This is a genomic window from Phocaeicola sp. RTP21359st1_B8_RTP21360_211022 (assembly GCF_040911965.1).
GTDB classification, from domain to species: Bacteria; Bacteroidota; Bacteroidia; order Bacteroidales; family Bacteroidaceae; genus Phocaeicola; species Phocaeicola vulgatus.
Window position 1 is genome coordinate 40,069 of the sequence record NZ_JBDFXP010000008.1, and the last position, 21,293, is coordinate 61,361.

Sequence of the window (21,293 nt, forward strand, 5' to 3'; positions counted from 1 at the left end):
AAAACATAAATATATGAGAAAATTCAAACAACTATTATTGCTTGTTATCAGTATAACACTTGTCAGTTGTCATACCACAGGAAGTATCAAGCAGAAAGCATGGAAAGTACAGCAGGGAATGACAACAGAAGAAATAGGCCAACTTCTTGGAAAACCCGATTTCCGACGTTTCGATGGTTCTTTGGAACAATGGGAATATCAGAGCGGAGGAATTGCAACGTCTTGCAAATTTCTAATTATCGAATTTCGAAACGGAAAGGTAACAAGCATGGATTCCTACAATGAAATAGCTAAAGAGACTTCAGTAGGAGACCTAAATTCCAGCAAAATATCCCTCCATACCGTTGGTTCAATAGACGATAACGAATTTGAAAAGATATACAATGAAACAAAAAATTCCGTATTCAAAGATTCAACTCTGGAAAAAGCCATTATAAATAAAAAATTAAGTTGCGCACAATGCCTTAAACTTATGTCACTTTATACTTTTGATAATGACAAGTTAAAAATGTTACAAGTACTGAAAGACCATATAGCTGACACAACAAATTACGATAATATTGTCAACTCACTAGATTTCATTTCAAGTAAAAACAAGGCCAAAGAGATATTAGGAATACCCTAATACAGTAAAAGCAAACGTACCTGTTGCAATAAACCTAAAAAATATTGCAACAGGCACATCTGCTTTACCTCAATCTTCTATTCTGACAGCTGTGCCGCTTGCGGTTACCATCAGCATACTACCACTGTCCCCCACAGTTTCATAATCCAAATCCACCCCAACTACAGCATTAGCTCCCAATAAAGCAGCCTGATCCTGCATTTCTCGTAACGCAGTATCTTTAGCCTGTCGAAGTACTTCTTCATAAGAACCGGAACGACCGCCTACAATGTCACGAATACTAGCAAAAAAATCACGAAACAGATTAGCACCGATAATAGTTTCACCTGTTACAATGCCATAATATTTGGTTATACGTTTTCCTTCGATAGTAGGTGTTGTTGTTGCTAACATAATCTTTCTCTTTTTTAATTATATATTCATTAGACGCACAAATAAAAGAAAAAGTTGCAACTTTCTCCTTTTTTTATCGGTAACTATATTATTCTTCTCACATTCAACTCCGACAAGCAATAAGAAAACAAATAAATTTAAAACCAGATTTTAGAAAAGAAACATTGGGAGATTAAAAACAAAACATTACATTTGCAAGAAAACAAAGAGGAACGTATCATGAAACAAATCAAACTGGAAATAAACATAGAGGCTTGCCATTATGACGAACTAACAGAGAAGGACCGCAAACTGATAGACGCCGCGTGTGAAGCAACGAAAAGAAGCTATGCTCCTTACTCACATTTTGCTGTTGGAGCCGCCGCACTGTTGGAAAATGATATCGTCATTACCGGAACCAATCAAGAAAATGCAGCCTACCCATCTGGTCTTTGTGCAGAACGTACCACTTTGTTTTATGCCAATTCTCAATATCCGGATCAAGCAGTAAAAACACTCGCCATTGCTGCCCGCACAGAAAATGGTTTTCTTGACACACCTATTCCTCCTTGCGGAGCCTGTCGGCAAGTATTATTAGAAACTGAAAAACGATATGGAAAACCTATGCGGATACTGCTTTATAGTAAGACTGATATTTATATATTAGAAAACGTAAGCGGACTTTTACCTTTATCGTTTGATGGAAATTATCTGAAATGATACCTACCATCCGTCTGCACAGCCAACAGTTAATAAATCCGGTTTTCAATAATCCGAAAGATCTTGTATCATGGATGGGAGGCATTCAAGCGCAAGATTACACCATGTCCAAATGGGCTATTGGTATCCGGCTAAAGGCAGGAAATCTGCAAACAGTCAATGAGGCACTGGCAAAAGGAGATATATTGCGCATTCATGTCATGCGTCCTACTTGGCATTATGTAGCTGCAGAAGATATACGCTGGATGCTGAAGCTTTCATCCCGACGCATCATTACTGCCAATGACTCTTTTGCCAAGTCCAGAGGACAAGACATTTCAGTTGACATTTACAACAAAGCAAACCGATTATTGGAAAAGGCACTAGCAGGACACAATCATCTGACCAAGCAAGAAATTGACAACGTATTTAAAGAAGGAGGGCTGGAAACCAATGAAAGATTATCCAACCGTTTCCTGATTCACGCTGAAGCTGAAGGACTTATTTGCAGCGGAGCAGATAAAAATAATAAAATCACCTTCGCACTTTTGGATGAGCGTGTTCCTCCAATACAAGAATTACATAAAGAAGAGGCACTAGCTATCTTGGCACGCAAATATTTTAGAAGCCACTCTCCTGCCAGTCTGAAAGACTTTGTATGGTGGTCCGGACTTTCGGTAACGGAAGCTAGACAAGGTATAGCCGCCATTGAACAAGAATTGCTTTCTGACCATTTCCTAGCACAAAAATTATATGTTCATCAGTCTTATAAAGAAGAAAAAACAACCGACATATTGCATATTCTTCCTCCATACGATGAATACCTAATCAGCTACAAAGACCGTACTGATGTATTGAACAAAGAATACCAACACAAAGCATTCAATTCTTTCGGGATATTCCGTCCGGTTATTCTGTACAACGGGCAAATAGTTGGAAATTGGAATAAAGTCATACAAAAACAAACAACACATATAGAAATGAACTGGTTCAAGAAAAATACAAAAATCAAAAAAGAATTACTTTCCCTAGCGGAGAGAAAATACCTTACTTTTTTCTCCGAACTGTAAGAAAATTGTAAATGGATTATTTCTGCGTCATCACATTTTAAAAATAATCCATTACATTTACATTATTCAGTATTGCAATATAAAACTCTCAGCCACTTTCAAGAAACGTTCATGACCTTTTTCATTCAAATGTGCAGTATCTGTATTATTCTTGCTGTTCTGAAAATATATTTTCCTAAAATGATCATTACTTGCATAAATTCCTCCTTTTCGGGCGCTGTCAAAAATAGGAATACTATAATTTCCACAAACCTCAATCATAGCATCCACCACTTTCTCAGCATCACTTCCTGCAAAATTTTTACAGTTCCATCGGGTAAAGAAAAAAATCTTAGCTGTGGGATACTTTTCAATAAGCCCTTCACATAGCATTGCCAGCCTCTCTTTAAATACATCAATACCGCCAATTGAATCCAATTTAAAACCATCATTGTGCCCACCCACAACAATAACATAATCCAAATCATCCGGCATTTCCTTATATCTTACATACATCGCTTCCCCCCAACGCGGGCTACTATAAGCAATGCTGCTGCCGTTCTTGCCATAATTTAAATATTCCATACCATGTTTCTCGGCAAATTTATAATGCCAGGTATTCTTAACAGGTTCCTTATGATTCTTCACATAACTATCTCCAATAATTCCCAAACGTTTTCCTTTCAATTCATCAGTCCTGACGGTAACTCCTTTAATAATTTGTTCCAACTGCTTATATACCTGTTGTCCCAAATACTCTGCCGAATGAGCCGTGAAATGAAGTCTGTCATTTAACAATTCCGCGCCTGACATATCTATCAGGTGCATGTTCGGATCTTCAGCAGCCAATTGCTTCATCGCATTCTCCACTTCTCTGCTGAAATATTTATTACTTCGGGCAACAGTACCAAAAATAAAAGGCAAACGAGAATAATCCTTTCCGGTTTTTTCTGTCAGATGCATACGCACATAAGCCACCATTGTCTTCAAGTTACGGTAATAATCTTTACTTTTAGCATAATCACTTTCCCCCTGATGCCAAAGAAATGCATCTATCTGATAGCCATCCTTCAGGCGGGAAAGAGTCTTGTCTATACACATGTCTATCTCTTGAATGAAAGAAAGCAACAAGGAGTTTCCTCCATCAGAAGTTGGCTTAGCCTGTGCCAGCCATTCAGGCGCCGCAGACCAAAAACGTCCCTTGGAAGCATTATAATCAGGTGCTATGGAAGTTCCGCCAACAGCCCATTTCACCACATAAAATTTCTCCTGCAACAACTGCTCCAACCAATAATATGTCACTGCATCAAAAGCCCACATATTATTTTTTCCGCTACGTTTGGCACGAGGCCAGAAAGGAATAAATTCTCCCTTTCCGTCATTCTGAGCTATCTGACAATAACGGTAGGCACCTTCGGCATACGTCAGTGTGTCCGTAGCCAATGCTTTAATATATGCCGGCAAATCTTCATTAGGAGTTCGTCCATCGGTATTAGACTGTCCGGCAGTTATAATCACATGTACAGGATTGGAAGCCATCGTATTCAAGCCAACAGCTGCAAAAATCAAAATCAAAATTAAGTTTTTCATAAGTATCATTTCATGTTTTTAATGGACACAAAAATAATCCTAATTCTAATATAACGACATGGATTATCGTCCATTATCATAGATTTTTGAACTCATTATGGTTCATACAGAATGAGAATTGCGGCTAAACCATAAAAAAAGAGCCACAGGAACAATGGCTCTCAATGACTCTTTCTTTTTCAGCTCATATTTATAATTTAATTATCTCCATACATACGCGCACGCATTTCTTTAATATGATCAGAAGTGATGTATTCATCGTATTCCATCATCTTGTCAATGATACCATTCGGGGTCAATTCAATAATACGGTTCGCCACCGTTTCAATAAATTCGTGGTCGTGGGAAGAGAACAGCACATTTCCCTTATAAGTCTTCAGATTATTATTGAAAGCCTGAATTGATTCCAAGTCCAAATGGTTGGTTGGAGTATCCAAAATCAGACAGTTCGCATTACGCAACTGCATACGGGCAATCATACAACGCATCCTCTCACCTCCGGAAAGCACATTCACTTTCTTCAATACTTCCTCTCCGGAAAACAACATACGCCCCAAGAAACCTTTCATATAGACTTCGTTACCTTCGCCAAACTGGCTCAGCCAATCTACCAAATTCAAATCACTTTCAAAGAAATCCGTATTATCCAAAGGCAAATAAGCCGTAGTAATAGTAACGCCCCACGCGAATTTACCAGCCTGCGGAGTACGATTTCCATTGATTATTTCAAAAAAAGCAGTCATGGCACGCGGATCACGGCTCAAAAAGACAATCTTATCTCCTTTTTCTACATTAAAATTCACATCATTGAACAATACCATACCGTCTTCAGTTTCCGCACGCAAGCCGGATACTTCCAAAATCTGATTGCCCGGTTCACGATCCGGAGTAAAGATGATACCGGGATATTTACGGGACGACGGCTTAATTTCATCTACATTCAGTTTTTCCAACATCTTCTTTCGGCTGGTTGTCTGCTTGCTCTTAGCCACATTGGCACTAAAACGACGGATAAATTCTTCCAACTCTTTCTTCTTCTCTTCAGCTTTAGCCTTCTGGTTCTGTTGCTGGCGAAGTGCCAACTGACTTGATTCATACCAGAAGCTATAGTTACCGGCAAACATATTCACTTTACCGAAATCAATATCTACAGTATGAGTACAAACAGAGTCCAAAAAGTGACGGTCATGACTTACCACCAACACCGTGTGTTCGAAATTAGAAAGATATTCCTCCAACCAAGTCACCGTATCCATATCCAAATCATTGGTAGGTTCATCCAACAACAAGTTATCAGGATTACCGTAAAGTGCCTGCGCCAACATGACACGCACCTTTTCCTTACCGCTCAGTTCCCCCATCAACATATAGTGCTTGTCTTCCTTTATGCCCAATCCGCTCAACAAAGAAGCAGCATCACTCTCGGCATTCCAACCATCCAGTTCGGCAAACTTCTCTTCCAATTCAGAAACTTTCAAGCCATCTTCATCTGTAAAATCAGTTTTCGCATACAGTTCTTCACGCTGTTTCATAATGTTCCACAACACAGTATGTCCCATCATAACCGTATCCATGACTGTATATTCATCCCACTTAAAGTGATCCTGGCTCAATACAGACAGACGTTCGCCCGGTCCTAATACCACTGAGCCCTTAGTCGGTTCCAGCTCACCTGAAATTGCTTTCAAGAAAGTAGATTTTCCGGCGCCGTTCGCACCGATAACCCCGTAAATATTACCATTGGTAAACTTCATATTTACGTCATTATACAACACTCTTTTACCAAATTGAATGGCCAAGTTCGAAACTGTAATCATCCTAATATACCTTATTTATATAATTATTCTATTTTGGAATTGCAAAGGTAGGCATTTTAATTCAGAAAAGTATGCCAGTGTGGCAGAAATTCCGTACTTTTGCAAAATTATTACTCTAAGAAAACAACTAGGCACGAAATTTGTTAGCAGTAAATTAACCTAAAAGACCTGACTGTTATGAGTAAAAATAAGAAAAACAAAAAGTTTAATAAGAATATGAACCCAACAGAGAAGAACCAACCTCAAGACGAGGAAGTTTTGAAAAATCAGGAAGCGGCAGAAGCTGCCATTGATGAAGAAACTCAGAAAGAAGCAACAGAAGAACTGAACGCTGAAGAGAAGGTGAACAAGGAATTGGCGGAAGCTCAGAAAACAATAGAAGAGCAGCATGACAAATACCTGCGTCTTTCAGCCGAATTTGACAATTACCGTAAACGCACCATGAAAGAGAAGGCCGAATTGATTAAAAATGGTGGAGAAAAGGCCATTACTGCCATTCTTCCTATTTTGGATGACTTGGAGCGTGCAGTAAAGACTTCAGAAACTTCGGATGATGTAAAAGCAATGCGTGAAGGAATTGAGTTGATCTACAACAAATTCCTGAAAGTATTGAACCAGGAAGGACTTCAGAAAATAGAGACTGACGGTGAGAACTTTGATACCGATTATCACGAAGCAATTGCATTAGTTCCAGCTCCTTCCGAAGAGAAGAAAGGAAAAATATTGGACTGTGTACAAACCGGTTATAAGCTGAATGACAAAGTAATACGCCACGCCAAAGTAGTTGTGGCTCAATAAACAGTATCATAAAACGACATGGCAAAAAGAGACTATTACGAAGTTCTGGAGGTGGACAAAACAGCCACCCTTGATGTTATAAAAAAAGCATACCGCAAAAAAGCAATACAATATCATCCGGACAAGAATCCGGGAGATAAAGAAGCGGAAGAAAAATTCAAGGAAGCTGCCGAAGCTTATGATGTGTTGAGCAACCCGGATAAACGCGCCCGTTACGACCAATTCGGACATGCAGGAATGAGTGGAGCTGCCGGTGGCGGTTTTGAAGGATTCGGACAAGGTATGTCCATGGATGATATTTTCTCTATGTTCGGTGACATCTTCGGTGGACATGGAGGAGGTTTCGGAGGCTTTGGAGGTTTCGGTGGTGGCGGACGTTCCGCACAACGCAAGTTCCGTGGTTCAGACCTCCGTGTAAAAGTAAAACTGAACTTAAAAGAGATTTCTACGGGAGTAGAAAAGAAATTCAAACGGAAAAAGTACGTAACATGTGACCATTGCCATGGTTCAGGAGCCGAAGGAGAAGGAGGAACGGAAACGTGTCCCACTTGTCATGGAACAGGAAGTATCACCCGCACCCAACAAAGCATTTTTGGAATGGTGCAATCACAAAGCGTATGTCCACAATGTAACGGAGAAGGGAAAATAATTAAGAACAAATGTAAAGCTTGTGCAGGAGAAGGTATTGTATACGGAGAAGAAGTCGTGGAAGTGAAAATTCCTGCCGGTGTGGCTGAAGGAATGCAACTTTCTGTCAATGGGAAAGGAAATGCGGGCAAACATAACGGTGTTCCCGGTGATTTGCTTGTTGTCATAGAAGAAGAATCCCATCCAGACCTAATACGCGATGAAAATGATTTGATTTACAATCTGTTACTAAGCGTTCCGACTGCTGCTTTAGGAGGCACTGTAGAAATACCAACTATTGATAGCAAAGTAAAAGTAAAAATTGAACCAGGCACCCAACCAGGTAAGGTCTTACGCCTAAGAGGTAAAGGATTGCCCAATGTCAATAGTTATGGTTACAGTAACGGTACAGGTGATTTATTAGTCAATGTAAGCGTATATATTCCAGAAACGTTGAATAAAGATGAAAAACAAGCACTAGAGAAAATGCAAGAATCGGATAACTTCAAACCGAATACAAGCATTAAAGAAAAAATATTCAAGAAGTTCAAAAACTTCTTCGATTAATTTTTATACTACAAAGTGTCACAGAAAGAATACCAGGTTTTATATCTGCCTGGCATTCTTTTGTGACACTTTGCGGTAAATAAAAACATTTGCCATGAATTACGAAGAAACATTGGATTATTTATATAATAGTGCCCCATTATTCCAACATATAGGAAAAGATGCATACAAGGCAGGATTAGAAAACACTTATCTTTTAGACAAGTATTTCAACCATCCCCATCGCCAATTCCGAACCATTCATATAGCCGGGACCAATGGAAAAGGCTCTTGTTCACATACTTTAGCCGCCATTTTACAATCAGCCGGATACAAGACAGGACTTTACACTTCTCCACATCTGATAGATTTCCGTGAACGAATCCGCGTCAACGGAATTCCTGTATCCAAAGAATATGTCATAGACTTTGTAGAAAAACACCGTGCCTTTTTTGAACCTCTGCATCCTTCTTTCTTTGAACTGACTACCGCAATGGCTTTCCACTATTTTGCCCAAAGCCAAGTAGATGTAGCCATTATAGAAGTCGGCCTGGGAGGACGAATAGATTGTACAAACATCATCCGTCCGGATCTATGTGTCATAACCAATATCAGTTTCGACCATATACAATTCTTAGGTAACACATTAGCCAAAATAGCCACAGAGAAGGCCGGAATCATCAAAGAAAAGACCCCGGTAGTTATCGGTGAAACCACACCCGAAACCAAACCTATATTTACAACCCGTGCTAAAGAAGTAAACGCTCCTATCTACTTTGCAGAAGAAGAACAGTTATTACACTCCTCCAGCATAAATGAAAAAGGTAAACGAATATATCACACAACCGACTACCTCAATCTGGAAGGCGAACTGGAAGGGCTTTGCCAACTTAAAAACACCAATACACTTTTATCTGCCATCCGCCTATTAAAACAAGCAGGTTATCAACTTACCGAAAGCAATATACGCAAAGGATTCTCACAAGTATGTGAACTCACCGGCCTGATGGGAAGATGGCAAAAATTAGAAAGTGAACCGACTTTAATATGCGATACAGGACATAATGTAGGAGGTATTTCGTATATCATAGAACAATTAAAACATCAGAAATATGAACGATTACACATTGTAATAGGTATGGTAAACGACAAGGATATCAGTGGAGTATTGTCCATGCTTCCTAAAAATGCCACCTATTATTTTACCAAAGCCAGCGTAAAGCGTGCTTTATCCGAAAAAGAATTACAAAGTTTAGCGATGCAATCCGGGCTGCACGGAGATACTTATCCTGATGTAGAAACAGCTGTAACAGCCGCTAAAGAAAAGGCTAACAAAAATGACTTTATTTTTGTTGGAGGAAGCAGCTTTATCGTTGCGGATTTATTAAAATTTCACGTTTAGTCCGTTCACTTTTATAGAAAAAGTTTGGGAATACCGAAGAAAATCTTTTTATTTGCATTAGTTTTATACATAAAATAAAAAGATTTTCAATAACATGATAAACACATCTACTTCCGATGAGAATTTATGCGGCCTGAAACGGGCCGATTTTCAGACAACAGTGAACGGGAAACAAACAGACCTCTTCATTCTGAAAAATGAAAACGGAGCTGAAATAGCTGTCACCAACTATGGTGGAGCAGTATTAGCTATTATGGTTCCGGACAAAAACGGTAAATATGCCAATGTCATTCAAGGACATGATAGTATAACCCATGTTATCAATAGCCACGAACCTTTCCTCAGTACTCTTATCGGTCGTTACGGGAACCGTATAGCAGGAGGCAAATTCATTTTAGAAGGGAAAGAATATTCACTGACTATCAACAATGGTCCCAACTCGCTGCATGGCGGTCCTACCGGATTTCATACCCGCATTTGGGATGCAGAACAGGAAACTCCCCAAAGTTTGAAATTGCATTATTTATCTGCTGATGGCGAAGAAGGATTTCCGGGAAATTTGGATATTCACGTAACGTACACTTTAAGTAATCAAAATGAATTCATCATTACTTACCACGCTACAACAGACAAAACAACATTGGTAAATCTTACTCACCACGGTTTTTTCAGCCTATCAGGCATTGCCAATCCTACGGCAACCGTTGATAACAACATCGTAACCATTAATGCTGATTTTTATACTCCGATAGATAATGTATCCATCCCTACAGGCGAAATTGCCAAAGTAGAAGGTACTCCTATGGATTTTCGTACTCCTCAAAGAGTAGACAGTAGAATCAATGACCCATTCGAACAGCTAGAATTCGGTGCCGGCTATGACCACTGCTATGTATTAAACAAACGTGAAGCAGGCACACTGAGTTTTGCAGCAAAATGTGTGGAGCCCGAAAGCGGTCGTAGCATGGAAGTATACACTACAGAGCCCGGTGTACAAGTTTATACTTCAAACTGGCACAATGGTTTCGAAGGTGCTCATGGAGCAACTTTCCCAGCAAGAAGTGCCATCTGTTTTGAAGCACAACATTTTCCTGATACGCCCAATAAAGGCCATTTCCCTTCTTGTGTTCTACATCCGGGGGAAACTTACAATCAAGTAACCATCTACAAATTCGGTGTAGAAAAATAATTTTATGAAATAACCTAATTAATAAACTTATAATTTTTTCAAAACCATGAATCAACAAAAACAGAACGGTAATATCATCGCTATCATTACAATGTTCTTCCTTTTCGCGATGATTTCCTTCGTTACTAATCTTGCTGCGCCTTTCGGCACAATATGGAAAAACCAATATGCAGGTGCCAATACCTTGGGTATGATGGGAAATATGATGAATTTCCTCGCATATCTGTTTATGGGGATTCCTTCAGGTAATATGCTTGTAAAAATCGGATATAAAAAAACAGCCCTCATTGCCATGGCAGTAGGTTTCATCGGTTTGTTTATCCAATATATTTCCAGTTTGTTCGGTGCAGATATAGACGTATTCAATTTAGGAGAATATGCCATTAAAATGAATTTTATCATCTACCTGCTTGGTGCCTTCGTCTGTGGTTTTTGTGTATGTATGCTGAACACTGTAGTTAACCCGATGCTAAATCTTTTAGGTGGTGGTGGTAACAAAGGTAACCAATTAATCCAAGCCGGTGGTGCTCTAAACTCATTGTCAGGTACTTTGACTCCGCTTTTCGTAGGTGCCTTGATTGGTTCTGTTACCCCTCAAACAGCTATGTCAGATGTAGCTCCTCTGCTTTTTATAGCAATGGGTGTATTCGTATCAGCGTTTATCGCTCTTTCATTCATCGCCATTCCAGAGCCTCATCTAAGAAAAGCAGGTCATGAAAAAGAGAAATTCTCTCATAGCCCTTGGAATTTCCGCCATACTGTATTAGGTGTAATCGGTATCTTTGTGTATGTAGGTATTGAAATCGGTATTCCAGGCACATTAAATTTCTATCTTGCCGACCCAACGGAAAAAGGTGCGGGCCTGCTTGCCAACGGTGCCGCTATCGGTGGTGCTATTGCTGCCATCTATTGGTTGCTCATGTTAGTGGGACGTTCTGCAAGTAGTGTCATCAGCGGTAAAGTAGCTACACGCACACAATTGATTGTTGTTTCCGCAACAGCTATCTGTTTTATATTAATCGCAATCTTCACTCCAAAAGAAATCACTGTCTCTATGCCGGGATATAGTGTAGAAAATGGATTCGAAATGGCCTCTGTACCTGTCAGTGCCCTATTTTTGGTACTTTGTGGTTTATGTACGTCCATTATGTGGGGAGGTATCTTCAACCTCGCTGTAGAAGGTTTAGGCAAATATACCGCACAAGCTTCAGGTATTTTTATGATGATGGTTGTCGGTGGCGGTATTTTCCCATTATTGCAGCAATTCATTTCTGACGCTGTGGGATATATGGCCAGCTATTGGTTAATTATCGCTTTGCTTGCTTATCTGTTGTTCTATGGTTTGGTAGGATGCAAGAACGTAAACAAAGACATTCCTGTAGAATAATTATAAAAACATATAGTATTAACTTTAAACTATTAATATCATGGATATAGAATACGTAAGAAGTCGCTTCATCAAACATTTTGATGGCACAACAGGTTCAGTATATGCATCACCCGGACGTATTAACCTTATTGGAGAACATACCGACTATAACGGTGGTTTTGTCTTTCCCGGAGCAGTAGATAAAGGTATGATTGCTGAAATCAAACCTAATGGTACTGATAAGGTACGTGCTTATTCTATTGATCTAAAAGACTATGTAGAATTCGGCTTGAACGAAGAAGATGCCCCTAAAGCCAGTTGGGCAAGATATATTTTCGGCGTTTGCCGTGAAATGATCAAACGTGGTGTAGATGTGAAAGGTTTTGACACTGCTTTTGCGGGTGACGTACCTTTGGGTGCAGGTATGTCTTCATCTGCTGCATTGGAAAGTACGTATGCTTTCGCTATCAACGAACTTTTCGGTGACAACAAAATAGATAAATTTGAATTAGCCAAGGTAGGTCAGGCAACAGAACATAATTATTGTGGTGTAAATTGCGGTATTATGGATCAATTTGCATCTGTATTCGGAAAAGAAGGTAGTTTGATCCGTTTGGACTGTCGCTCATTGGAATATCAATACTTCCCGTTCAAACCGGAAGGTTACCGATTGGTATTGGTTGACTCGGTAGTCAAACACGAATTGGCTTCTTCTGCTTATAATAAACGTCGCCAAAGCTGCGAAGCTGCTGTAGCCGCCATCCAGAAAAAACATCCTCATGTAGAATTTTTACGTGATTGTACAATGGAAATGTTGCAGGAAGCAAAAGCCGAGATCAGTGAAGAAGACTATATGCGTGCAGAATACGTCATTGAAGAAATCCAACGTGTACTTGATGTTTGCGATGCTTTGGAAAGAGGTGATTACGAAACCGTAGGACAGAAGATGTATGAAACTCACTATGGCATGAGTAAATTGTATGAAGTAAGCTGTGAAGAACTTGACTTCTTGAATGATGTTGCTTTCGACTGCGGTGTCACCGGTTCACGTGTCATGGGTGGAGGTTTCGGTGGATGTACAATCAACCTAGTTAAAAATGAACTATACGAAACATTCATCACCACTGCCAAAGAAAGATTCAAAGAGAAGTTCGGAAGAAGTCCCAAAGTTTACGATGTAGTCATCAGTGACGGTTCTCGCAAGCTGGTATAAAAAAGATCTCAAATTCGCTAACATATGAAAAAACCGCTTTGGATTCAAAGCGGTTTTTTCTTCTTTATGCTATAAAAGTGTAGGAAATACACTTTTATGTTGCACAACATACTCTTTTCATATCCAATGTATTAGTAATAGTGTTACTTTTACACCCAAAATCATATACTCTATTACTAATTAGTACTTTTATATCATGAAAAGCATGAAAAAAACCTTTCTGGGAACCGGTATCGCACTGACCTTGTTAAGTGCTTGCGCTCCCAAACAATCTCAAGAAACACTTACAAAGTCCGGATTAAACCCCACTAATTATGAAACAATAGTGGATGGCGTAAAACCTGTTAAACTGTATACGCTAAAGAATGCAGCCGGAATGGAAGTATGCGTAACTAATTTTGGCGGACGTATTGTATCTATCATGGTCCCCGACAAAAATGGAAATCTAAAAGATGTAGTGCTGGGTTTTGACAGCATTGCTGACTACCAAAATATACCAAGCGACTTCGGTGCTTCTATCGGACGCTATGCCAACCGCATTAATAAAGGAGTCATCGTAATGGATGGAGAAACCATTCAATTACCCCAAAATAATTTTGGTCACTGCCTGCATGGAGGTCCTAAAGGATGGCAATACCAAGTTTATGAAGCAAACCAATTAAACGACAGTACTATGACACTGACTATGAAGTCACCGGATGGAGATGCCAATTTTCCGGGAAATGTAACCGCTACTGTTACTTATGCACTGACAAGAAACAATGCCATCGACATAAATTACGAAGCGACAACTGACAAAAAGACTGTTATCAATATGACCAACCACTCTTATTTCAACTTGAGTGGAAACCCTGCCAATCCGGCCACCGACCATATTCTTTATGTAAATGCAGACAGCATCACTCCCGTTGACAGCACATTCATGACCACTGGAGAAATGATGGCAGTAACAGAAACTCCGTTTGATTTCAATACTCCTAAAACCATTGCCCCCGATGTGACTAACTTTGAAAACGAACAAATAAAATTCGGTAACGGATTCGACCATAATTGGGTACTTAACACGAAAGGCGATATCAACCAGCTGGCTGCCAAACTGACCAGCCCCACTAGTGGTATCACTTTGGAAGTATATACTAATGAACCGGGAATACAAGTTTATACAGGCAACTTTTTGGATGGAACCGTAAAAGGGAAAAAGGGAATTACTTATCCGCAACGCGCGTCTGTTTGTCTGGAAACACAGCACTATCCCGACAGCCCCAACAAATCACAATGGCCTTCTGTAATTCTGGAACCGGGACAGACCTATCACAGCCAATGTATCTTTAAATTCGGTGTTGAAAAATAATTGTTAAACTTTAAATATTTAATATCATGAATTGGAATTCACATGAATTCATCTGGCTGGACTGGACAATACTGGCAGTCGGCATTGTAGCTGTGATATGGGCGGTATGGCGCTCTGTACAAAAAGACAAACGCTCGCAACAAGGAGCAAGCAGTGAAGATTATCTATTTGGCAAAGGTGAGCCATGGTACATCATTGGTGCTGCTATCTTTGCAGCCAATATCGGTTCGGAACATCTGGTAGGTTTGGCAGGAACCGGTGCCAAATCCGGAGTAGGTATGGCACACTGGGAAATGCAAGGTTGGATGATTCTTCTTCTAGGATGGCTTTTTGTTCCATTCTACCAACTATTAAACAATAAAATGGGCAAAATCATTACCATGCCCGATTTCCTTAAATACCGTTATACCCCGCGTACCGGTTCATGGCTTTCTATCATCACACTGATAGCCTATATTCTTACTAAAGTGAGTGTAACCGCCTATACCGGAGGTATCTTTTTGGAGTTCTTACTTGGACTTCCTTTTTGGTATGGGGCAATCGGACTTATTGTCCTGACCGGCATCTTCACCGTACTGAGTGGAATGAAAGGAGTAATGACCCTCTCAGCTATTCAAACTCCTATTTTAATCATCGGTTCTTTCTTGGTTCTTTTCCTGGGACTGTCAGCCTTGGGAGACGGTAATATTGCTACAGGATGGACAGAAATGATGGATCATGCGCGTAGCGCCATGAATGTAGGAGCAGACGGACACGCTTATGGTGCCAACCATATGTTTCACTGGACCGAAGCAGACCCGATGTATCAAGATTATCCTGGATTCTGGGTATTTATCGGAGCTTCCATCATCGGTTTCTGGTATTGGTGTACCGACCAGCATATCGTACAGCGTGTACTTGGACAGCGTAAAGGCGAAGATAATGATGTGGTAATGAAGCGTGCCCGCAGAGGTACTATTGCAGCCGGTTATTTTAAAATCCTGCCTGTCTTCATGTTTCTTATTCCGGGGATGGTAGCTGCCGCCTTGGCTGCAAAAGGTGAATTTGATATGTCAAATACAGATGCGGCTTTTGCTGTAATGGTAAAGGATGTTCTGCCTGCCGGTGTAAAAGGTATTGTAACTATCGGATTCATCTGCGCATTGGTTGCTTCACTGGCTGCTTTCTTTAATTCATGCGCCACACTTTTTACAGAAGACTTTTACAAGCCCATGTTTAAAAACAAAAGCGAAGCTACTTATGTTATGGTAGGACGTATCGCCACCGTAGTTGTAGTTATCCTCGGCATGGCATGGATTCCTGTAATGATGAGCCTCGGCAGCCTTTACGACTACCTGCAAGGTATACAGTCCCTCCTTGCACCTGCAATGGTAGCCGTATTTGCACTTGGTATATTCTCCAAGAAAATCACTCCGAAAGCCGGTGAAACAGCCATGATTGTAGGTTTCCTAATTGGTATGCTCCGTTTGCTGACTAATATCCTCACCAATACCGGAAAAGATGTGATGACCGGCTGGTTTTGGGAAAATACAACTTGGTTTTGGCAGACAAACTGGCTTATTTTTGAAATATGGCTACTTGTATTCCTCTTGTTGTTAATGGTTGTTGTATCATGCTTCACTCCGGCTCCAACCGCCAAACAAGTGGAAGCCATCACCTTTACCAGCAGTTACAAGGAACTTATCAGAAAGAGTTGGAACAAATGGGATGTTATTACCTCTTTAGGTGTAGTTCTGCTTTGTGCACTATTCTATGCTTATTTCTGGTAAACCATAAATTAAAGGCTGTATGCTTTGAATTATCTTGAAGAATACAGCCTGTTAATTTTAAACCGACGCTAAACCATGACCACCTATTATAACATAAACCCTAAATTCTATGTATCTGTAGACTGTATCATTTTCGGTTTTGACGAAGGAGAATTAAAACTGCTTCTACTAAAACGAAATTTTGAACCGGCTATGGGAAAATGGTCTTTGATGGGAGGATTCGTACAAGAAGACGAAAGTGTAGACGCTGCCGCCAAACGGGTATTGGCAGAACTGACCGGATTGGAAAATGTATATATGGAACAAGTAGGCACATTTGGCGACTTAGAGCGCGATCCGGGAGAACGAGTCATATCAGTAGCCTATTATGCTTTAGTCAATGTAAATGAATATGACAGGGAACTAGTGCAGCAGCACAATGCCCATTGGACAAAAATAGACGAACTGCCACAGCTCATTTTCGACCATCCGATCATGATTTCCAAAGCACGTGAACTGATGAAGCACAAAGCATCATACAATCCAATTGGTTTTAACCTGCTGCCCGAACTGTTTACCCTGACACAGTTGCAAAATCTATATGAGGCAATCTATGGCGAACCGATGGACAAGCGGAATTTCCGCAAGCGGGTAGCCGAAATGGATTTCATTGAAAAAACAGATTTGATAGACAAATCAGGTTCCCGACGAGGTGCTTATCTTTATAAATTTAATGATAAGGCCTACAGAAAAGATCCGAAATTTAAACTTTAAAATAATGTGCCGATGCAATAATTTGCCAATTGACAAATTAGCAGATTGCCACATTACCCAATTATTCATTATGTTAGAAAAATTAAAAGAAAAAGTATTCCGTGCCAATCTGGATTTGGTGAAACACGGACTAGTTATTTTTACATGGGGAAATGTTTCTGCCATCGATCGTGAAACAGGTCTGGTAGTAATCAAACCCAGTGGCGTATCATACGATGATATGAAAGCTGAAGACATGGTTGTAGTAGATCTGGACGGCAACGTGGTAGAAGGTTCTCTTCGTCCGTCTTCAGATACTCCCACCCATGTAGTTCTATATAAAGCATTCCCCGAAATAGGTGGAGTGGTACATACCCACTCCACCTATGCTACCGCCTGGGCACAAGCCGGAATGGATATCCCCAATATCGGAACGACTCATGCCGATTATTTCCATGACGCCATTCCTTGTACCGCAGATATGACTGAAGAGGAAGTAAAAGGTGCCTACGAACAGGAAACAGGCAATGTGATTGTGAAACGTTTCAAGAACCTGAACCCTGTACATACTCCGGGAGTACTAGTAAAAAATCATGGTCCTTTTGCATGGGGAAAAGATGCCAATGATGCTGTACATAATGCAGTAGTCATGGAACAGGTAGCCAAAATGGCAAGTATCGCTTTTGCCGCCAACCCTCATTTAACGATGAATTCTTTATTAATAGAAAAGCATTTCAGCCGCAAACACGGCCCCAATGCCTATTATGGACAGAAATAAGAAACAAAGATATTAATAACCCTTTTAAAATATAACATTATGGAAAAAGCATTTGATCAGTATGAAGTATGGTTTGTAACAGGAGCACAGCTTCTGTACGGAGGTGACGCAGTTATAGCAGTAGACGCTCACTCCAATGAAATGGTAAACGGACTGAACGAATCAGGGAAACTTCCTGTAAAAGTAGTATATAAAGGAACAGCCAACTCTTCTAAAGAAGTGGAAGCAGTGTTCAAAGCAGCCAACAACGATGAAAAATGTATCGGTGTCATCACTTGGATGCACACTTTCTCCCCAGCTAAAATGTGGATTCACGGTCTGCAACAGTTAAAGAAACCACTGTTACATCTACACACTCAATTCAATAAGGAAATTCCTTGGGATACCATGGATATGGACTTCATGAATCTGAATCAATCCGCCCATGGTGACCGCGAATTCGGACATATCTGTACCCGTATGCGCATCCGCCGCAAAGTAGTGGTAGGTTACTGGAAAGACGAAGACACCCAGCACAAGATTGCCGTTTGGATGCGCGTTTGTGCAGGTTGGGCAGACTCTCAGGATATGCTGATCATCCGTTTCGGCGATCAGATGAATAATGTAGCTGTAACTGACGGTGATAAAGTGGAAGCAGAACAACGTATGGGGTATCACGTAGATTACTGTCCGGCAAGCGAACTGATGGAATACCATAAAAACATCAAGGATACAGATGTAGAGGCACTTGTAGCAACTTACTTCAACGAATACGACCACGATGCTTCATTAGAAGATAAATCAACCGAAGCTTATCAGAAAGTATGGAACGCTGCAAAAGCCGAATTAGCTCTTCGTGCCATCCTTAAAGCCAAAGGCGCCAAAGGATTCACTACTAATTTTGATGATTTGGGCCAAACAGACGGCAGCTACTTCGATCAGATTCCGGGACTGGCTTCCCAGCGTCTGATGGCTGAAGGCTACGGATTCGGTGCGGAAGGTGACTGGAAATCAGCAGCTCTCTACCGTACCGTATGGGTGATGAACCAAGGACTTTCCAAAGGTTGTTCTTTCCTGGAAGATTACACATTGAACTTCGATGGTGCAAACAGTGCTATCCTGCAATCACATATGCTGGAAGTTTGCCCTCTTATCGCCGCTTCCAAACCACGTCTGGAAGTACACTTCCTAGGCATAGGTATTCGCAAGAGCCAGACAGCCCGTCTTGTATTCACTTCAAAAGTAGGCTCAGGTTGTACCGCCACTGTAGTAGACTTGGGTAACCGTTTCCGTCTGATCGTGAACGACGTAGAATGCATCGAGCCGAAACCGTTGCCCAAATTACCGGTTGCTTCCGCCCTGTGGATTCCGATGCCTAATTTCGAAGTAGGTGCAGGCGCATGGATCCTGGCAGGTGGAACACATCATTCTTGCTTCTCTTATGATCTGACAGCAGAATATTGGGAAGACTATGCTGAGATTGCAGGTATCGAAATGATCCGTATCGACAAAGATACTACCATCAGCAACTTCAAGAAAGAGCTTCGCATGAACGAAGTCTACTATATGCTGAACAAAGCACTTTGCTAATCCATCCATGAAGAGGGGATGTGTCAAGGCTAATAAGATTCTTGGCACATCCCACCTTATTTTATCATCATTATTGTTGTACCTTAAATTATAGGTTTTAATATGAAATCAGATGCAAAATCAACCATCGAAGCAGGAAAAGCTATTCTAGGCATAGAATTCGGATCAACACGAATCAAAGCTGTTTTGATTGACCAGGAAAACAAGCCCATTGCCCAGGGAAGCCATAGCTGGGAAAACCAACTGGTAGACGGACTGTGGACTTACAGTGTGGAAGCTATCTGGCATGGCCTGCAAGACTGCTATGCAGATCTCCGTTCCAACGTAAAAAAGCTATATGACACAGAAATAGAAACCTTGGCGGCAATCGGTGTCAGTGCCATGATGCATGGTTATATGGCATTCAATAAAGAAGAAGAAATCCTTGTACCTTTCCGTACATGGAGAAATACCAATACCGGTCCGGCAGCCGCCGCTTTATCTGAATTATTCGTATATAACATTCCTCTGAGATGGAGCATTTCTCATTTATACCAAGCTATTTTAGACAATGAAGAACACGTAAGTAACATTGACTATCTGACCACCCTTGCAGGTTTCATTCATTGGCAAATTACAGGTCAGAAAGTCCTGGGCATAGGTGATGCATCAGGAATGCTTCCCATAGACCCGGCTACCAAGAATTATTCTGCCGAAATGATAGCCAAGTTCGACAAGTTGGTAGCTCCTAAAGGATACCCTTGGAAACTGACAGATATCCTGCCCAAAGTCTTACCCGCCGGCGAGAATGCAGGGTTCCTTACCCCGGAAGGTGCCAAGAAACTGGACGTGTCGGGCCACTTGAAAGCAGGTGTACCTGTCTGCCCTCCGGAAGGAGATGCCGGAACCGGCATGGTAGCAACCAACGCTGTCAAGCAACGCACCGGGAATGTATCAGCAGGCACTTCCTCATTTTCCATGATTGTATTGGAAAAAGAGTTGTCCAAGCCATACGAAATGATTGACATGGTTACCACTCCCGACGGAAGCCTTGTAGCTATGGTACATTGCAACAACTGCACCTCCGACCTCAATGCCTGGATCAATCTATTCAAAGAATACCAAGAACTGCTGGGTATACCCGTAGATATGAATGAATTATATGGAAAACTTTACAATCATGCGCTCGCAGGCGATGCAGATTGCGGTGGTCTTATTTCGTATAATTATATTTCAGGTGAACCCGTGACAGGACTTGCCGACGGAAGGCCATTGTTTGTACGTTCTGCAAACGACAAATTCAACCTCGCCAACTTTATGCGTACCCATTTATACGCTTCAGTCGGAGTTCTTAAGATAGGTAATGACATTCTTTTCAATGAAGAGAAAATCAAAGTAGACAGAATCACAGGACACGGCGGATTATTCAAGACGAAAGGTGTAGGCCAGAGAATACTTGCAGCAGCTATAAACTCCCCTATTTCCGTAATGGAAACTGCCGGTGAAGGTGGCGCATGGGGAATCGCCCTGCTAGGTTCTTACCTTGTCAACAATGAAAAGAACCAATCCCTGGCAGATTTTCTGGAAGACAAAGTATTCGCCGGTGATGCCGGTATTGAAATATCGCCAACAGCCGAAGATGTAGCCGGATTCAACACATATATCGAAAACTATAAGGCAGGACTGCCTGTTGAAGAAGCAGCGACCCGATTTAAGAAGTGAGTCAAACGGGCTTAAAAAAGAGCCTCTTTACATGTTGCGGTTTACACATAAAGAGTTATCTTTGCAGATATTAAATAAAATAGCAAAGATAAACCGA

At 40.9% G+C, this 21,293-nt stretch carries 18 protein-coding genes; 15 read left to right on the forward strand and 3 right to left on the reverse strand.

Features of this window, described 5'->3' with window-relative positions:
- Positions 1–13: 13 nt before the first annotated feature.
- Entirely contained in the window at positions 14–625 is a 612-nt protein-coding gene (locus tag AB5062_RS05845; RefSeq protein ID WP_016270092.1) for a DUF4476 domain-containing protein, read from the forward strand.
- 69 nt (positions 626–694) lie between these two features.
- On the opposite strand, the gene AB5062_RS05850 is transcribed toward AB5062_RS05845, so the two are convergent.
- Positions 695–1,018, reverse strand: a complete 324-nt coding sequence (locus tag AB5062_RS05850; protein ID WP_005846220.1) for a heavy metal-binding domain-containing protein — start codon at positions 1,016–1,018, stop codon at positions 695–697.
- A 219-nt stretch (positions 1,019–1,237) separates the two neighbouring features.
- On the opposite strand from AB5062_RS05850, the gene AB5062_RS05855 reads away from it, so the two are divergent.
- Both AB5062_RS05855 and AB5062_RS05860 read left to right on the forward strand, forming a co-directional pair.
- Positions 1,238–1,717, forward strand: coding sequence for a cytidine deaminase (locus AB5062_RS05855; RefSeq protein WP_008781946.1), 480 nt, complete (start codon positions 1,238–1,240; stop codon positions 1,715–1,717).
- Positions 1,714–2,766: a winged helix DNA-binding domain-containing protein gene (locus AB5062_RS05860; protein WP_172778499.1), complete on the forward strand. Its 1,053-nt coding sequence runs from the start codon at positions 1,714–1,716 to the stop codon at positions 2,764–2,766. The genes AB5062_RS05855 and AB5062_RS05860 overlap by 4 nt, the downstream gene beginning before the upstream one ends.
- Before the next feature lie 66 nt (positions 2,767–2,832).
- On the opposite strand, the gene AB5062_RS05865 is transcribed toward AB5062_RS05860, so the two are convergent.
- On the reverse strand, positions 2,833–4,344 hold the full coding sequence (locus tag AB5062_RS05865) for an SGNH/GDSL hydrolase family protein (RefSeq protein ID WP_005846214.1): 1,512 nt from the start codon (positions 4,342–4,344) through the stop codon (positions 2,833–2,835).
- 188 nt (positions 4,345–4,532) lie between these two features.
- Positions 4,533–6,152, reverse strand: coding sequence for an ABC-F family ATP-binding cassette domain-containing protein (locus AB5062_RS05870; protein ID WP_117852983.1), 1,620 nt, complete (start codon positions 6,150–6,152; stop codon positions 4,533–4,535).
- 177 nt (positions 6,153–6,329) lie between these two features.
- On the opposite strand from AB5062_RS05870, the gene grpE reads away from it, so the two are divergent.
- The 12 genes from grpE to AB5062_RS05930 all read left to right on the forward strand — a co-directional run bounded on the left by grpE (position 6,330) and on the right by AB5062_RS05930 (position 21,196).
- The gene (gene grpE / locus AB5062_RS05875) at positions 6,330–6,950 is read left to right on the forward strand and encodes a nucleotide exchange factor GrpE (protein ID WP_005846211.1); all 621 of its coding nucleotides are present in this window, start codon (positions 6,330–6,332) and stop codon (positions 6,948–6,950) included.
- Positions 6,951–6,968: 18 nt separating this feature from the next.
- Positions 6,969–8,144: a molecular chaperone DnaJ gene (gene dnaJ / locus AB5062_RS05880; protein ID WP_368326845.1), complete on the forward strand. Its 1,176-nt coding sequence runs from the start codon at positions 6,969–6,971 to the stop codon at positions 8,142–8,144.
- A 94-nt stretch (positions 8,145–8,238) separates the two neighbouring features.
- Positions 8,239–9,525 carry a folylpolyglutamate synthase/dihydrofolate synthase family protein gene (locus AB5062_RS05885; RefSeq protein WP_138286493.1) on the forward strand — a complete coding sequence of 429 codons (1,287 nt, stop codon included), beginning with the start codon at positions 8,239–8,241 and terminating at the stop codon, positions 9,523–9,525.
- Between the two features lie 94 nt (positions 9,526–9,619).
- Positions 9,620–10,714: an aldose epimerase family protein gene (locus AB5062_RS05890; RefSeq protein ID WP_005848579.1), complete on the forward strand. Its 1,095-nt coding sequence runs from the start codon at positions 9,620–9,622 to the stop codon at positions 10,712–10,714.
- 46 nt (positions 10,715–10,760) lie between these two features.
- On the forward strand, positions 10,761–12,101 hold the full coding sequence (locus AB5062_RS05895; protein ID WP_005846203.1) for an MFS transporter: 1,341 nt from the start codon (positions 10,761–10,763) through the stop codon (positions 12,099–12,101).
- 40 nt (positions 12,102–12,141) lie between these two features.
- Positions 12,142–13,296, forward strand: a complete 1,155-nt coding sequence (galK, locus tag AB5062_RS05900; protein ID WP_005846201.1) for a galactokinase — start codon at positions 12,142–12,144, stop codon at positions 13,294–13,296.
- Between the two features lie 196 nt (positions 13,297–13,492).
- Positions 13,493–14,647 carry an aldose epimerase family protein gene (locus AB5062_RS05905; protein ID WP_032952512.1) on the forward strand — a complete coding sequence of 385 codons (1,155 nt, stop codon included), beginning with the start codon at positions 13,493–13,495 and terminating at the stop codon, positions 14,645–14,647.
- Between the two features lie 26 nt (positions 14,648–14,673).
- On the forward strand, positions 14,674–16,416 hold the full coding sequence (locus AB5062_RS05910) for a sodium:solute symporter (RefSeq protein WP_368326844.1): 1,743 nt from the start codon (positions 14,674–14,676) through the stop codon (positions 16,414–16,416).
- 75 nt (positions 16,417–16,491) lie between these two features.
- The gene (locus AB5062_RS05915; RefSeq protein ID WP_005846195.1) at positions 16,492–17,169 is read left to right on the forward strand and encodes an NUDIX domain-containing protein; all 678 of its coding nucleotides are present in this window, start codon (positions 16,492–16,494) and stop codon (positions 17,167–17,169) included.
- A gap of 70 nt (positions 17,170–17,239) precedes the next feature.
- Positions 17,240–17,926, forward strand: coding sequence for an L-ribulose-5-phosphate 4-epimerase (locus AB5062_RS05920; RefSeq protein WP_005846193.1), 687 nt, complete (start codon positions 17,240–17,242; stop codon positions 17,924–17,926).
- Positions 17,927–17,965: 39 nt separating this feature from the next.
- The gene (gene araA, locus AB5062_RS05925) at positions 17,966–19,495 is read left to right on the forward strand and encodes an L-arabinose isomerase (protein WP_005846190.1); all 1,530 of its coding nucleotides are present in this window, start codon (positions 17,966–17,968) and stop codon (positions 19,493–19,495) included.
- 102 nt (positions 19,496–19,597) lie between these two features.
- Positions 19,598–21,196 (forward strand): xylulokinase, encoded by a 1,599-nt coding sequence (locus AB5062_RS05930; RefSeq protein ID WP_032952513.1) that lies wholly within the window; start codon positions 19,598–19,600, stop codon positions 21,194–21,196.
- Positions 21,197–21,293: the final 97 nt, after the last annotated feature.

Excerpts from the sequence above, each read along its gene's own strand:
- AB5062_RS05920 (WP_005846193.1), top strand. The coding sequence starts at position 17,240 with ATGTTAGAAAAATTAAAAGAAAAAGTATTCCGTGCCAATCTGGATTTG.
- AB5062_RS05890 (WP_005848579.1), top strand. The coding sequence starts at position 9,620 with ATGATAAACACATCTACTTCCGATGAGAATTTATGCGGCCTGAAACGG.
- grpE (WP_005846211.1), top strand. The coding sequence starts at position 6,330 with ATGAGTAAAAATAAGAAAAACAAAAAGTTTAATAAGAATATGAACCCA.
- AB5062_RS05870 (WP_117852983.1), bottom strand. The coding sequence starts at position 6,152 with ATGATTACAGTTTCGAACTTGGCCATTCAATTTGGTAAAAGAGTGTTG.
- AB5062_RS05845 (WP_016270092.1), top strand. The coding sequence starts at position 14 with ATGAGAAAATTCAAACAACTATTATTGCTTGTTATCAGTATAACACTT.
- AB5062_RS05860 (WP_172778499.1), top strand. The coding sequence starts at position 1,714 with ATGATACCTACCATCCGTCTGCACAGCCAACAGTTAATAAATCCGGTT.
- AB5062_RS05930 (WP_032952513.1), top strand. The coding sequence starts at position 19,598 with ATGAAATCAGATGCAAAATCAACCATCGAAGCAGGAAAAGCTATTCTA.
- dnaJ (WP_368326845.1), top strand. The coding sequence starts at position 6,969 with ATGGCAAAAAGAGACTATTACGAAGTTCTGGAGGTGGACAAAACAGCC.
- AB5062_RS05910 (WP_368326844.1), top strand. The coding sequence starts at position 14,674 with ATGAATTGGAATTCACATGAATTCATCTGGCTGGACTGGACAATACTG.
- AB5062_RS05895 (WP_005846203.1), top strand. The coding sequence starts at position 10,761 with ATGAATCAACAAAAACAGAACGGTAATATCATCGCTATCATTACAATG.
- AB5062_RS05850 (WP_005846220.1), bottom strand. The coding sequence starts at position 1,018 with ATGTTAGCAACAACAACACCTACTATCGAAGGAAAACGTATAACCAAA.
- AB5062_RS05885 (WP_138286493.1), top strand. The coding sequence starts at position 8,239 with ATGAATTACGAAGAAACATTGGATTATTTATATAATAGTGCCCCATTA.
- AB5062_RS05865 (WP_005846214.1), bottom strand. The coding sequence starts at position 4,344 with ATGATACTTATGAAAAACTTAATTTTGATTTTGATTTTTGCAGCTGTT.
- AB5062_RS05905 (WP_032952512.1), top strand. The coding sequence starts at position 13,493 with ATGAAAAGCATGAAAAAAACCTTTCTGGGAACCGGTATCGCACTGACC.
- araA (WP_005846190.1), top strand. The coding sequence starts at position 17,966 with ATGGAAAAAGCATTTGATCAGTATGAAGTATGGTTTGTAACAGGAGCA.
- AB5062_RS05915 (WP_005846195.1), top strand. The coding sequence starts at position 16,492 with ATGACCACCTATTATAACATAAACCCTAAATTCTATGTATCTGTAGAC.
- AB5062_RS05855 (WP_008781946.1), top strand. The coding sequence starts at position 1,238 with ATGAAACAAATCAAACTGGAAATAAACATAGAGGCTTGCCATTATGAC.
- galK (WP_005846201.1), top strand. The coding sequence starts at position 12,142 with ATGGATATAGAATACGTAAGAAGTCGCTTCATCAAACATTTTGATGGC.